This is a genomic window from Prochlorococcus sp. G4PB17, assembly GCF_059772445.1.
In genome coordinates this window covers 1,604,979-1,618,728 of the sequence record NZ_CM186288.1, presented here as the reverse complement: position 1 = coordinate 1,618,728, position 13,750 = coordinate 1,604,979, and the positions used below count along the sequence as shown (strand labels likewise).

Annotated in this window: 10 protein-coding genes; 7 read left to right on the top strand and 3 right to left on the bottom strand. The window is 35.1% G+C overall.

Going from position 1 to position 13,750, the window contains the following annotated elements:
- Positions 1–2: 2 nt before the first annotated feature.
- Positions 3–1,208, bottom strand: coding sequence for a phosphoglycerate kinase (locus tag AC6EJB_RS09215; RefSeq protein WP_498491146.1), 1,206 nt, complete (start codon positions 1,206–1,208; stop codon positions 3–5).
- A 485-nt stretch (positions 1,209–1,693) separates the two neighbouring features.
- Here AC6EJB_RS09215 and ylqF point away from each other — a divergent pair, with 485 nt between their 5' ends.
- Both ylqF and AC6EJB_RS09205 read left to right on the top strand, forming a co-directional pair.
- Positions 1,694–2,572, top strand: coding sequence for a ribosome biogenesis GTPase YlqF (gene ylqF / locus AC6EJB_RS09210; RefSeq protein ID WP_498491145.1), 879 nt, complete (start codon positions 1,694–1,696; stop codon positions 2,570–2,572).
- Positions 2,557–3,528 (top strand): RluA family pseudouridine synthase, encoded by a 972-nt coding sequence (locus AC6EJB_RS09205; protein ID WP_498491144.1) that lies wholly within the window; start codon positions 2,557–2,559, stop codon positions 3,526–3,528. Before ylqF ends, AC6EJB_RS09205 begins: the two co-directional genes overlap by 16 nt.
- On the opposite strand, the gene AC6EJB_RS09200 is transcribed toward AC6EJB_RS09205, so the two are convergent.
- On the bottom strand, positions 3,521–5,125 hold the full coding sequence (locus tag AC6EJB_RS09200) for an ABC transporter ATP-binding protein (RefSeq protein WP_498491143.1): 1,605 nt from the start codon (positions 5,123–5,125) through the stop codon (positions 3,521–3,523). The two genes, AC6EJB_RS09205 and AC6EJB_RS09200, sit on opposite strands and share 8 nt — an antisense overlap.
- 55 nt (positions 5,126–5,180) lie before the next feature.
- Here AC6EJB_RS09200 and AC6EJB_RS09195 point away from each other — a divergent pair, with 55 nt between their 5' ends.
- Positions 5,181–7,517, top strand: coding sequence for a RelA/SpoT family protein (locus AC6EJB_RS09195; RefSeq protein WP_498491142.1), 2,337 nt, complete (start codon positions 5,181–5,183; stop codon positions 7,515–7,517).
- Positions 7,518–7,630: 113 nt separating this feature from the next.
- On the opposite strand, the gene AC6EJB_RS09190 is transcribed toward AC6EJB_RS09195, so the two are convergent.
- Positions 7,631–8,167 carry a DUF2062 domain-containing protein gene (locus tag AC6EJB_RS09190; RefSeq protein ID WP_498491141.1) on the bottom strand — a complete coding sequence of 179 codons (537 nt, stop codon included), beginning with the start codon at positions 8,165–8,167 and terminating at the stop codon, positions 7,631–7,633.
- Here AC6EJB_RS09190 and mnmE point away from each other — a divergent pair.
- The 4 genes from mnmE (at position 8,158) to AC6EJB_RS09170 (ending at position 13,736) form a co-directional block, all read left to right on the top strand.
- Positions 8,158–9,552, top strand: coding sequence for a tRNA uridine-5-carboxymethylaminomethyl(34) synthesis GTPase MnmE (gene mnmE, locus AC6EJB_RS09185; protein ID WP_498491139.1), 1,395 nt, complete (start codon positions 8,158–8,160; stop codon positions 9,550–9,552). The genes AC6EJB_RS09190 and mnmE overlap by 10 nt on opposite strands.
- Positions 9,553–9,857: 305 nt before the next feature.
- Positions 9,858–10,721: a carboxylating nicotinate-nucleotide diphosphorylase gene (gene nadC / locus AC6EJB_RS09180; protein WP_498491138.1), complete on the top strand. Its 864-nt coding sequence runs from the start codon at positions 9,858–9,860 to the stop codon at positions 10,719–10,721.
- A gap of 76 nt (positions 10,722–10,797) precedes the next feature.
- Positions 10,798–12,621: an arginine--tRNA ligase gene (gene argS / locus AC6EJB_RS09175; protein WP_498491137.1), complete on the top strand. Its 1,824-nt coding sequence runs from the start codon at positions 10,798–10,800 to the stop codon at positions 12,619–12,621.
- Positions 12,621–13,736 carry a pyridoxal phosphate-dependent aminotransferase gene (locus tag AC6EJB_RS09170; RefSeq protein ID WP_498491136.1) on the top strand — a complete coding sequence of 372 codons (1,116 nt, stop codon included), beginning with the start codon at positions 12,621–12,623 and terminating at the stop codon, positions 13,734–13,736. Before argS ends, AC6EJB_RS09170 begins: the two co-directional genes overlap by 1 nt.
- Positions 13,737–13,750 lie beyond the last annotated feature (14 nt).

The window sequence follows — 13,750 nt, the reverse complement described above, 5'->3', positions numbered from 1 at the left end:
TATTAGGCATCATCTAGAGCAGATACTCCAGGAAGAACTTTCCCTTCTAAAAGTTCAAGACTAGCTCCACCTCCAGTAGAAATATGAGACATGTTTTTCGCTAAACCTGCTTTTTCTACAGCTGCAACTGAATCTCCTCCTCCAATTATTGTGCAACATCCATCAGAACTTAGTTCTGCTAAAGTTTCCGCGATTGAATTTGTTCCCTTTGCAAATTTCTCAAATTCAAAAACACCCATTGGTCCATTCCAAATAACAGTTTTGCAATTTCTCAAAGCATTCTGAAAGAGTTCGATTGATTCTGCACCAATATCCAATCCCATCCAACCTTCAGGAATAGTATCTACTTTGGATACTTGACTATTTGCATCAGGAGAAAATTTATCAGCTAATACAACATCACTTGGCAAGAGAAACTCAACTCCTTTATCTTTTGCTTTCTTCTCCAAAGCTATTGCCAATTCAAGCTTGTCTTCCTCAACCAGACTATTTCCTACTGATAATCCTCTAGCTTTGTAAAATGTAAAAATCATACCTCCCCCAACAATTATTTTATCGCATTTATCAATCAAAGATTCTAAAACGCCGATTTTACTGCTTACTTTGGATCCCCCAACTATTGCAGCCAAGGGCTTTTTAGGTTGATCAATAGCTCCTTGAAGGTACTTAAGTTCTTTTTCCATTAAATAACCAGCTACACATGGACTTAAGAACTTTGTAACTCCCTCAGTTGAGGCATGTGCGCGATGCGCAGCTCCAAAAGCATCATTGACATAAACCTCTGCCAAAGAGGCTAGTTCTTTTGCAAAATCAGTATCATTTTTTTCTTCACCAGCAATAAATCTTACATTTTCCAAAAGAACCACATCACCATTGGACATAGCATCAACTTTTGATTTTGCTTCAGTTCCTATACAACTTTCTGTTTTTATCACTGTTTTACCAAGTAATTCACTTAGTCGTTGAGCGACAGCAGTCAAACGCATAGTTTCATTAACCTCTCCCTTTGGTCTTCCAAAATGAGCAGAAAGGATAACTCTTGCACTCTTCTCTAGGAGATCATTAATAGTTGGTAAAGCAGCGCGAATTCTTGTGTCATCAGTTATTTGACCCTCATCTCCTAATGGGACATTAAAATCAACTCTCACCAAAACTCGTTTGCCGCATAAGTCATCAGCGCCGAGACTTGACAGGGAACGCTTAGACATAATGGATGGGGTTCAGAAAGGAAACTGAGTGACCATAGCTCTTGAAAGGCACCTATTGGGTAATTACTAAGACATAGAAAAAATCTACCTAACCCCTGCAGAACCTAAAAAAAGCCTTTTGAAGATTGTTCATCAAAATTGAAAGTAATTAAATTCCTCTAAAATGACTGCAATCACTAGTGAAAAACTTTGGAATCGATTTTCTAAATCAAAAATTTTTTCTACTCACAATTCAAAAATTTGTTTTGCATTAGAAATTTATACAATTATTTGAATTTGGGAGACTTAGATTCATCAATAATTTTTTACTCAGATCAGAATATTTTAAATAATTAGAACAATTGAATTAATATTATCAACTTATTGAATCTTTTAAGATGATAAGTTTAACTTAGAGTTTCCAAAACTTCGCTTTCAAATAAATCATTTATTAACTTTTTGAATTCTTAAATTATTCAATTTAAACCTTATACTTTGAAAATTCCGTGAACAAGCAACTAATACAGTGGTATCCAGGACACATTGCTAAAGCAGAAAAACAATTAAAAGAGCATCTCAATAAGGTTGATCTTGTTTTTGAAGTTAGAGACGCACGGATCCCTCTTGCTACATCTCATCCATATCTCCAAAAATGGTTAAAAGGGAAAAAACAACTGTTAGTTATAAATAGAAAGGACATGATCAATGTAGATGCCCATCAAGCATGGGATAAAAAATTAAGATCAGAGGGGAGAATTCCTTGGTGGTGTGATGCGAAAGCTGGAACAGGGGTTCAGCAACTTAAGCAAGCAGCTATTCGTGCTGGGCAAGAGCTAAATCAAAGACGTCTAGACCGGGGAATGAAAAATCGAGCTATCAGAGTTCTTACTCTTGGTTTTCCTAATGTCGGTAAATCTGCTCTCATCAACAGGCTGGTTAAAAAGAAGGTTGTTTCTAGTTCAAGAAAAGCTGGAGTCACAAGAAGTTTGAGGTGGGTCAGAATGGGGCAAGATCTTGATATGTTAGATGCTCCTGGAGTTCTACCACCAAGATTAGAGGATCAAAATGCTGCTTTAAAACTGGCTATCTGCGATGACATTGGTCAAGCTGCGTACGATACTGAACAGGTAGCCATTAACTTTATGAGTCTTCTTAACCAATTAGAGAACATAAAGGAAGCGGGGATAAAATCAATGTGTCTGCAAAATAGATATGGAATATTTTTCAATGACAACATTAAAGATAATTTTTCATGGCTACTATCAGCAGCAGAACGTCACACTTCCGGAGATACCATGAGAATGTCTCAAAGATTATTAGATGATTTTCGCAAAAATTTATTAGGCAACATCTCTCTTGAACTCCCATCATGCATAAAGAAATAAAACAAGAATTTGGTCAAGGCCAAGGTGAATTATTTCAGGGTGAATATAAGAGACCATTGCCTATGCGACTTGATAGATGGCTAGTAAGTCAACGGCCTGAACAAAGTAGAGCTCATATTCAAAAATTCATTGAAGCAGGATTTGCAAAAGTGAATGGTAAAATTGGAAAAGCAAAAACACCCGTCAGGCCAGGCGACATAATTCTACTTTGGGTTCCACCACCGGAGCCTCTAGCTTACTTAAAACCAGAAGAAATTGATTTAGACATTTTATATGAAGATGATCATTTGATAGTTATTAATAAAGCAGCAGGAATAGCCGTTCACCCTGCACCCGGAAATAAATCAGGAACCTTAGTAAATGGTTTAATCAATCATTGTCAAGATTTACCGGGCATCGGAGGCAAGTTAAGACCTGGAATAGTTCATCGATTAGATAAAGACACCACGGGATGCATCGTCGTAGCCAAAACTCAAGAAGCCTTAGTTAAATTACAAATTCAAATACAAAAAAGAGTTGCCTCGAGAAATTATATTGCCGTTGTCCATGGAGCTATTAAAGAGAGTGAAGGAATGATAATCGGATGTATTGGTCGACATCCAAAAGATAGAAAAAAATATGCCGTAGTTGCTGAAGAATCTGGTAGGTATGCATGTACTCATTGGAAATTAATAGAAAAGTTAGGAAATTTTTCTCTGCTTAAATTCAAACTTGATACAGGTCGAACACATCAAATTCGTGTTCATAGTGCACACATAGGTCATCCTATTATTGGTGATCAAACTTATAGTAGATGTAAAAAATTACCCATGAATTTAAATGGCCAAGTTCTACATGCAATTGAATTAGGTTTACAACATCCAATAACTTTAGAGAAAATGAAATTTATAGCTCCTATACCAAAAGATTTTAAGCGCCTTTTAAAAATACTACAATCCGAAAATTATTTTATTTAGGCAATCTAGGACAAGCCTCAACCATCTTTTTTGTTAAATATTTTTGAGGATGGTCTAACATATTTCTTCCTGAATTTTCTTCAATAATTTTTCCCTTATCAAAAACTAAAACTCTATGACAAAATCCCGCAGCAACTGATAAATCATGAGTTACAAATAACATAGATAATTTTAATTTTTCTTGTAAAGAACGAAGTAACTCCAAAACTTCTGCTTGAATTTCAGCATCTAGCATACTGACACTTTCATCACATATGATTATTTTCGGGTTAAGTGCAAGTGCTCTTGCAATGACAACTCTTTGCTGTTGTCCCCCTGACAACTGAGAAGGAAAACGTTTTTCATATATTTCTGTCGGGGTTAAACCAACAAGTCTCAAAAGATTACGAGCTTTTTCTCTAGCTTGAGAACGGCTTAACATATTATGGATAAGAATTGGATCTACAATTGCATCAATTATGTACATTTTAGGATTCAAACATGCACAAGGATCTTGAAAAATAATTTGAATCTCTTTACGTAGCTGTTTTAAAGAATTTCTATTTATAGTTGTAATATCCTTTCCGTGAAAAATGATATTTCCTCCTCTTATAGGTAATAAACCAATCAAAGCTCTACAAAGAGTACTTTTACCACATCCAGACGGTCCAACGATACCAAGAGTTTCACCCTGATAAAGAGAAAAAGTAACTTCATTAACCGCTTTCAGCCAAAAAGATTTGAAAGGCCAAAACCCCAAATCATGCCAGCATCGTAATCTATTCACTTTCAACAATTCAGTTTTTTGATCAATTATTTGTCTTTCTGAACCCTCTAAAATCCTTCCTGAATTCACTAATCGTTGGGATATATCAGATTTTGGATTACAAATTACCTTTCTAATATTTCCAGATTCTATTATTTTGCCACAATCAAGCACTGAAATTGTATTACACCATTTATATGCCAAAGATAAATCATGACTAATCAATAATAAAGCAGTACCACGCTCATCACAAAGTGAACTCAACTCACTCATTATTTGATTGGCAGTAATAGTATCAAGACTAGTTGTAGGTTCATCAGCAATTATCAACGGCGGTCTTAAAGCAATCGCCAAGGCAATTGCTACACGTTGACGCATTCCACCACTAAATTCATGAGGAAAAGAATAAAATCTTGTTGGATTAATTCCAACTTTATCTAATAAGCCTTTTGATCTTTTCACTAAATAATTAATTGATGCTGCATTGTCATGAGCTCTCAACGTATCAACTAAATGGTCACCAATTGTCATTAAAGGATTTAAACGTGACATTGGATCCTGAAATATCAATCCAACCTCTGTCCCTCGAATAGCTTGTAAAGTAACTTTGTCCAATTTTAATACATTTTTTCCATTTAAAAAAATTTCACCATTACATGCACTTCCATTAGGAAGAAGCTGCATGACAGCTTTGGCAACAGTACTTTTACCAGACCCTGAACTACCAACTAATGCAAGCCTTTCTCCATGTTTGATACTCAGATCTAATCCGTTTAATACGTAAGTAGAACTATTTGGATAAATTGCATTCAACTTCTTTATCTTTAAAACTTCTTTTGATGAATTATCCATAAAAAGGTAGCTAGAAATGTTGGGTTTGAATAAAATAAATTAAGCGCCGGCGCTGATGCCTAAAGTCACCTCTGCACGTAATTCAAGCCAGACGAATATTGTCTGCGATGAATTTTTTGATGGCCAACCGAAACTCAGAACTCATCAGATTAAACATATTGATGATTATGAAATTATTTTGCCAGAATGGTTGAAAAATTGCATTGAAAATATTCCACCAGGAATAGGAGCAAGTTGTCCAAGAGATTCCGAAGCATTATTAGTTGCTGCTTTTGATCTTGCATTTCAATTACATAAAGGACAATACAGAAAAAGTGGAGAACCTTACATAACTCATCCAGTTGCAGTAGCAAACTTACTAAGAGAGATAGGCGCAAGCGCTAGTGTAATTGCAGCAGGTTTTTTACATGACGTCGTTGAAGATACCGACATAACACCAGCGCAACTCGAGGGTTATTTTGGCAGTGAAGTTAGAAATTTAGTTGAGGGTGTTACTAAATTAGGTGGAATTCATTTTAATAATCGAACAGAAGCCCAAGCAGAAAACCTACGTAAAATGTTTCTAGCTATGGCTAGTGATATTCGAGTTGTACTAGTAAAACTTGCAGATAGACTACATAATATGCGTACAATTAGTTATCTAGAGAAGGATAAACAAAATCGAATAGCAAAAGAGACAAGAGAAATTTATGCTCCCCTTGCAAACCGTTTAGGAATAGGACGTTTCAAATGGGAACTAGAAGACTTAGCATTTAAACTTCTAGAACCAGATCCCTATCGAGAAATTCAACAACAAATAGCTAGTAAACGTAGTGAAAGAGAAGAGAGATTAGGTGTCACTGTTCAATTACTCAAAGATCGGTTGAACGCAGCAGGGCTGAATCAATGTGAAGTTAGTGGTAGGCCAAAACATTTATATGGAATTTGGAGCAAAATGCAAAGGCAACAAAAAGAATTTCATGAAATTTTTGATGTTGCTGCCCTTAGAATACATGTCTCAGACGTCGAGACATGTTATCGAGCTCTAGCAGTTGTTCATGATACATTCAGACCAATACCAGGACGATTTAAAGATTACATAGGTCTCCCAAAGCCAAATGGCTACCAATCTTTACATACAGCTGTCATTGGCAGGCATAGGCCTATTGAAGTGCAAATTAGAACTCCAGAAATGCATCGGGTTTCAGAATTTGGTATTGCAGCTCACTGGAAGTATAAAGAGGGTGGATCGCCAGCAAGTCCGGATTCAGAAAAATTTAATTGGTTACGTCAATTAGTGGAATGGCAACAAGAAGATGGAGTTAATGATCATAATGACTATCTTGCTTCAATAAAAGAGGATTTATTTGATGAAGAAGTGTTTGTTTTTACTCCAAAAGGAGATGTTTTAGGGTTAAGGAATGGATCAACAGCAATCGATTTTGCCTATCGTATCCACTCTGAAGTAGGTAATCATTGCAATGGTGCTAGAATTAATGATCGCCTATGTGTACTATCAACACCTCTTGAAAATGGAGATTTTGTCGAGATTCTCACTCATAAAAGTTCTCATCCAAGCTTGGATTGGCTAAATTATGTTGCCACACCCACTGCTAGAAACCGTATCAGACAATGGTATAAAAAAAGTCATCGTCAAGAAACAATAACTAGAGGGAAGGAGCTTCTAGAACAAGAATTTGGTCGTAAAGGAATTGATAATTTGCTCAAGGGCGAAGCGATATCAAAAGTGGCTGAGCGATGTAATCTCAAGAATACTGAAGATTTATTAGCTGCACTTGGTTTTGGAGCTTTAACCTTAAATCAAGTAATTAATAGATTAAGAGAAGAGATCAAAATACAACATCAACTACCTGAGCCCGAAACTAGTGATCTCGAACTTGTAAATCAAATTGAAATACAAGCAAATCTTGCTACAACTAAATCTAAAACATCTCAAAGAAAATATTCAACCATCATTGGTCTAGAAGGACTTGACTATCGATTAGGAGGATGTTGCAGTCCTCTACCTGGAGAAGAAATAATTGGGACTGTTGCACTTGGAAATCATGGTATCACTATACATCGAAGTAATTGTGTCAATATAGAATCAATACCTAATAACAGAAGACTATCAGTTCAGTGGAATTGTAATACTCGTATCAAAGAAGAAAAATTCCCTATTCAATTAAGAATTGAGGTTATCGATCGAGTAGGAGTACTTAAAGACATTTTAATGAGACTTTCAGATAGAGGTATCAATGTAATCGATGCAAGAGTTAAAACTTCATTTGGAAAACCTGCATGCATAGACCTTAAGGTTGAACTAGAAAGTGTTAATCAACTAGAAATTACCATTAATCAAATACGTTCGATGGTTGACGTTTTAGATATTGCAAGAACAGGAATAAGTTAACAGTTAGATCTAATCCAAGAATAATTAAACATATTATAAAAATATTTCATAAATTAAACTTCAAAAAAATAAGCCTGTAATAACTTCTTCATCTATTAACTCAGCTTATAACTTTAGATTGTTTTCGAAAATCGCTTAAGTGAAAAATACAAACCAAGCCCACCAGTAATACCAGCTATGATGCCTATAGATATCGAACCAAGTAATAGTCGAGAACTCAAATACCAACCTTGAGACCACAATCTATTAGTAGTTATGTAAGAAAAATCAACTATTTTATTTTTTTCATTAAGTAATAAAGAGCCTACTTTATAATTAAAATAATAAAGAGGTACATAAGTCAATGGATTACTAATCCAAGTTCCCAAAGCCGCTAAAATCGTATTGCCCTTTAAAGCTTTCGCTAAAAATACACCTATCAAGGTTTGAAAACCAAAGAATGGGAAGCAACCACTAAAAATTCCTATACCAAAACCTAAGGCTCTCTGAGAAAAAGAACCTTCTTGATTCCAAAGCCAAGCTAGAAATTTACGAATTCTTTTTATTAAATTGAGGAAGCTTTTTCTCATATTTTCAAAAATCTTGTTTATAAAAAGAAAAGTACATTTGATTGTAGTGAAGATTGCATGATTATTGATTGATGAATTCATTTTCTCCTACTGAAGATACTATTGCTGCAATTGCAACTGCCGTTTCTCCCGGTCAAGGCAGTATTGCTGTCATTAGGATCTCTGGCTCCTCAGCAATTGAAATAAGTAAAAATATTGTTCACATACCCGGAACACATGATTGGAATACTCATAAAGTGCTTTACGGACACGTAACTGAAGCAAATCAAAAAACATATATAGATGAAGTTTTAATCCTAATAATGAAAGGCCCGAGAAGCTTTACCGGTGAAGATGTAGTGGAAATTCATTGCCATGGTGGAATCATTGCCGTCCAAAAGATCCTAGAAAGAATATTAGAGAGCCAAAATGTTAGAAGAGCAGAACCTGGTGAGTTTAGTCAACGAGCGGTGCTTAATGGTCGTTTAAACCTAACTCAAGCAGAGTCAATTAGCGAACTAGTTTCAGCAAGAAGTCGAAAAGCGGCAGAAATTGCTATGAGTGGAATTGAAGGGAATATTCAAACTACAATTCAATCAATTAGGCAACGTTTGCTAGATCAACTAACTGAAATTGAAGCAAGAATAGATTTTGAGGAAGATCTTCCAAATCTAGACGCAACAAGTGTAAAGAAAGAAATGAGCGTAATTAAACATGATATCAACAATTTAATAGATAATGCGAAAAGTGCATCATGGGTTCGTTCCGGCTTAAAAGTTGCACTCGTAGGCCAGCCCAATGTAGGGAAAAGCTCATTGCTGAATAGGCTTTGTAAGAAAGAAAAAGCCATTGTTACCGATCTACCAGGTACTACTAGAGATCTTTTGGAAAGTGAGATTGTAGTAGAAGGTATTCCAATCACTTTCATAGATACTGCTGGTATAAGAGAAACTGAAAATATCATCGAACAAATAGGTATTTCACGAACTCAAAAAGCTTTAAATCAAACTGATCTAATTATATTAATTTTTGATTATTCACATGGATGGAGAAAGGAGGATGAATCAATACTAAAAGAAATACCCACTAGCATTCCACGATTAATTGTTGGAAATAAATCCGATTTAAAAGATAATCTTTCATTAAAAATAATTCCACAAAATATATTAGACAAAGAAAATCTAGTGATAATAAGTGCAAAAACTGGAGAAGGTGAGGAATCTCTAATTAATTGTCTACTACAATTATGTGGTTCATCTAAAACTCATGGATTAGATATTGCTCTCAATGAGAGACAACTAGATTTAGCGCAGTCAGCAGTTGAATCACTCAAAAATATTGATAAAGCTTATGATGAAAAACTACCTTGGGATTTCTGGACTATTGATTTACGACAAGCTATTAATCATTTAGGCGAACTAACAGGCGAAGACTTAACAGAAAACTTACTTGATAATATATTTTCAAAATTCTGTATTGGGAAATAATGGGTAATGCTTACATCTAGTTTTTATTGTCAATTGTAAAAATATAGTACAAGTAATAGCAAACTCCTCCTAGCAATATGGCAACCATAATATTTACACTATGAACAACGTCCACCTGATTCAAAGATGAAAATTCAACCTAATTAAAGCATATTATTGACACATCACAAAGCAAAAAATAAAGAATTTTTATTTGCATACAAATACTTCAAAATAATATAAATAGAAGAAATAGGAATATCCGAAAAGATATTTTTTCTAAATGGTTTTAACGTTGGTATAGTAATTAATGTATTTGTTTTATTGTGGATCTTCGCTCACCAAAGCTACACAAAATATTAGATACCTGGATAGAGGAGGATCTCGGTGATGGAGATCTAACTAGGTTTGTCCTCAGCAATACAAACTCATCAGCTCATTGGATTGCAAAAGAGGATGGAATTTTTTGTGGAGGTGCACTGATTAAACTTATTTTCGAGAAAATTGATCCCCAAGTTGATATTCGACTTCTAATAGAGGATGGACAGAAGTTTGAAAAGAATCAAAGACTCCTTGAGTTACAAGGATCATCCTCTTCCTTAGTGGCAGGAGAGCGAGTAACTCTGAATGTAGCCATGCATCTTTCTGGTATTGCTACATCGACAGCTTCACTGGTAAATAAACTATCAGGATCCCATGTGAAGTTGGCAGACACGCGTAAAACCACTCCAGGGCTGAGAATATTCGAAAAATATGCTTTTCATTGTGGTGGCGGAATTAATCACAGATTTGGATTAGATGATGCTGCCATGTTAAAAGAGAATCATATTGAATGGTCTCAGGGGATTAGCGAGAGTATCAAAATCTTAAAAAATACTATTCCATGGACAAAAAAAATAATAGTCGAAGCAGAAACTTCCTCTCAAGCGAAAGAAGCAGTAGAGGCAGGCGCTGATGGAGTTTTACTTGATGAAATGCCTATCCAAACGATAACAAAATTAGTTCCAGAATTACGTCAACTTGCAAAAAATAGTAATTCTAAATACGTCTCACAAAATATTGTTATTGAAGTTTCTGGAATCAACCCAAATAATTTGTCAGACTATATTTTCACAGGTATTGATTTAATCTCAACTAGTGCACCAATCACTAAAAGCAAATGGATAGATTTCAGCATGCGCTTTGACTAAACAATGAATAAACAGTTTTCTGACAACATCCTAAAAACAAAAAAATCTAAAAAGTATCTACCAAACCATAAATATCATGCTTGAAATATCCACTAAATTAGAAGAAGCTCTTAATAGAGCTTTGATCAAAGTATTCCCAAAAGACGATCGAAGTTCAAAAACCTCTTCAATACTTACAGGGTCTAATTTAGTCCCGGCATCCAAGCCAGAATTTGGAGATTTTCAAATAAATTGTGCTTTATCATTGGCAAAAGAAATAAAACAACCTCCTCGTGATATTGCACAACAAATAGCTGATCAACTACAAAAAGATAATGATTTCGTTAAAATATGTAATCCACCACTCATTGCAGGTCCAGGTTTCATAAACCTATCTATAAATTCAAAAACACTTATATCGGAAATCCATTTTCGTCTAAATGACAAAAGGTTGGGAGTCCCTCTAAAAAAATTTAGTAGTGAAAAGATAGAAAATGGAAAAAACAATAACCGCGTGATTATTGATTTTTCCAGTCCAAATATTGCTAAAGAAATGCATGTTGGGCACTTACGATCAACAATCATTGGAGACTCCTTAGCACGGGTTCTTGAATTCTGCGGTTATGAAGTCTTACGCCTCAATCATGTGGGGGATTGGGGTACACAATTTGGCATGCTCATCACTCATCTGAAAGAGGTCGTACCAGAGGCACTCCATACAAAAGATGTAGTGGAAATAAGCGATCTCGTAAATTTCTATCGTCAAGCAAAAAAAAGATTTGATGAAGATCAAATCTTTCAAAATAAATCTAGAAATGAGGTTGTTAATTTACAAGGAGGTGATCAAGAAAGTCTAATTGCGTGGCAATTACTCTGCAAACAATCCAGAAAAGAGTTTCAAAAGATCTACGATCGACTTGATATCAAGCTGACTGAAAGAGGTGAATCCTACTATAACAAATTTTTAGTAGATGTTATTAATGATTTGAAAAGTAAAAATTTACTAATAAATGATCAAGGAGCTCAATGTATTTTCCTTGATGGGATAGTAGGAAAAGACGGCAAACCTCAACCAATAATTATTCAAAAAAGTGACGGAGGTTTTAACTATGCAACCACTGATTTGGCAGCAATTAAATACAGATTAACTCCTCCTCCGCATGGAGATGGAGCATTCCGGTTGATTTATGTCACAGATGCTGGGCAAGCATCGCATTTCTCTGGAGTTTTTCAAATTGCAAAGCTTGCAAATTGGATACCTAAAGATTGTCAAATTGAACATGTCCCCTTTGGTCTTGTTCAAGGAGAAGATGGTAAGAAGTTAAAAACTCGTTCGGGAGAAACAATTAGATTAGTAGACCTTCTGGATGAAGCAATTCAACGAGCCAGAGAAGATCTTAAAGATCGTCTAAACATTGAAAGTAGATCCGAAAATGAAAGTTTTATAGATAAAGTTTCCACGACTGTCGGGATTGCAGCCATCAAGTATGCGGATCTAAGTCAAAATAGAGTTTCTAATTACCAATTTAGTTTTGATAAAATGCTCTCTTTGCAGGGGAACACAGCACCATATTTACTTTATGCATTGGTAAGAATAGCCGGAATATCTCGCAATGGTGGGGATTTAAATGTATCAAGTCAGAATATTCAATTCAAGGAACCACAAGAATGGGCCTTGATTCGCAAGCTATTACAACTTGATTTTATTATCGCTGAAGTCGAAAAAGAACTCCTTCCTAATCGTCTCTGCGGTTATTTATTTGAATTAAGTCAGATTTTCAACAGATTCTATGATCAAGTTCCAATTTTAAAAGCAAGTGAACCTGCAAGAACAAGCAGACTCGCTTTATGCTCTATCACGGCAGATACGCTTAAACTAGGAATGAGTTTGTTAGGCATCCCTACGCTGGAAAGAATGTAATGGAAAAAACAGAAAATTCATTTATTGATCTACCAAATCCCAGGAAAGATATCGAAGATTTAAAGCCATATTCTGCGCCACTGGAGGGAAGACGAAATTTACTAAGACTAGACTTTAATGAAAACACCATTGGACCAAGCCCACTAGTAATTAAATCTCTCAGAGAAATAAGCAGAGATGAAATCTCTATTTATCCTGAATACTCAGGTTTAAAAGAAAAGGTAGTAAAAGCTCTCATCAAACAAAATTCAAGCGTGAATATAAGCTCATCTGAAGTGGGTATTTTTAATGGAGTAGATGCAGCAATAAACGCTATTTTTCATGCCTATGGCGATTGTGATGATCTAATGCTAACAACATCGCCTACTTTTGGATATTACACTCCTTGCGCACAAATGCGAGGAATGAAAATCAACTCAATACCTTATGAGGGGAAAGATTTTCAATATCCATTTGATAGTATTTGTGAATTCATCTCACAAAATAATCCAAAAATCTTACTCATCTGTAACCCCAATAACCCCACTGGAACAAGATTAAACCCAGAAAGAATTTTAGAAATCAGCAAACTTTCATCTCAAACACTAGTTGTTGTCGATGAACTATACGAGGCGTTTACAGGTGATAGTGTTCTACCATTTGTGAATTTTCAAAATACACCCAATCTTGTTGTATTAAGATCGCTTTCTAAAACTGCTGGTTTGGCAAGTTTAAGAATTGGGTTTGCTATTGGTCATTCTAAAGTAATTAATATAATAAATAGAGTCACTGGTCCTTATGACGTCAATAACTTTGCTGTGATTGCTGCTTTTGCAGCACTTGAAGATCAACCCTACATTGATTCATATGTGAACGAAGTACTTGAGGCTCGTAATTGGATCAAAGATCAATTCGAGAAGTACTTCGTTAAGCATCATATTGATGGAGGAAACTATTTTCTACTTTGGCCAAAATCAAACCCAAAACAAGTTGAGCAAAAGTTAAAGTCATCTGGAATTCTAATTAGAAATATGGATAAGAAAAAAAATTTAGAAGGTTCTATCAGAGTGAGCATTGGAACAATTGAGCAGATGAAAAGATTCTGGTCAGCTTTCAAGATTATCGAAAAAGTATAGTTTATATTAATTTA

Bases quoted from the DNA above. Each gene is read 5' to 3' on its own strand.
- AC6EJB_RS09215 (WP_498491146.1), bottom strand. From the start codon at position 1,208: ATGTCTAAGCGTTCCCTGTCAAGTCTCGGCGCTGATGACTTATGCGGC.
- AC6EJB_RS09205 (WP_498491144.1), top strand. From the start codon at position 2,557: ATGCATAAAGAAATAAAACAAGAATTTGGTCAAGGCCAAGGTGAATTA.
- AC6EJB_RS09200 (WP_498491143.1), bottom strand. From the start codon at position 5,125: ATGGATAATTCATCAAAAGAAGTTTTAAAGATAAAGAAGTTGAATGCA.
- AC6EJB_RS09195 (WP_498491142.1), top strand. From the start codon at position 5,181: ATGCCTAAAGTCACCTCTGCACGTAATTCAAGCCAGACGAATATTGTC.
- mnmE (WP_498491139.1), top strand. From the start codon at position 8,158: ATGAATTCATTTTCTCCTACTGAAGATACTATTGCTGCAATTGCAACT.
- AC6EJB_RS09190 (WP_498491141.1), bottom strand. From the start codon at position 8,167: ATGAATTCATCAATCAATAATCATGCAATCTTCACTACAATCAAATGT.
- argS (WP_498491137.1), top strand. From the start codon at position 10,798: ATGCTTGAAATATCCACTAAATTAGAAGAAGCTCTTAATAGAGCTTTG.
- AC6EJB_RS09170 (WP_498491136.1), top strand. From the start codon at position 12,621: ATGGAAAAAACAGAAAATTCATTTATTGATCTACCAAATCCCAGGAAA.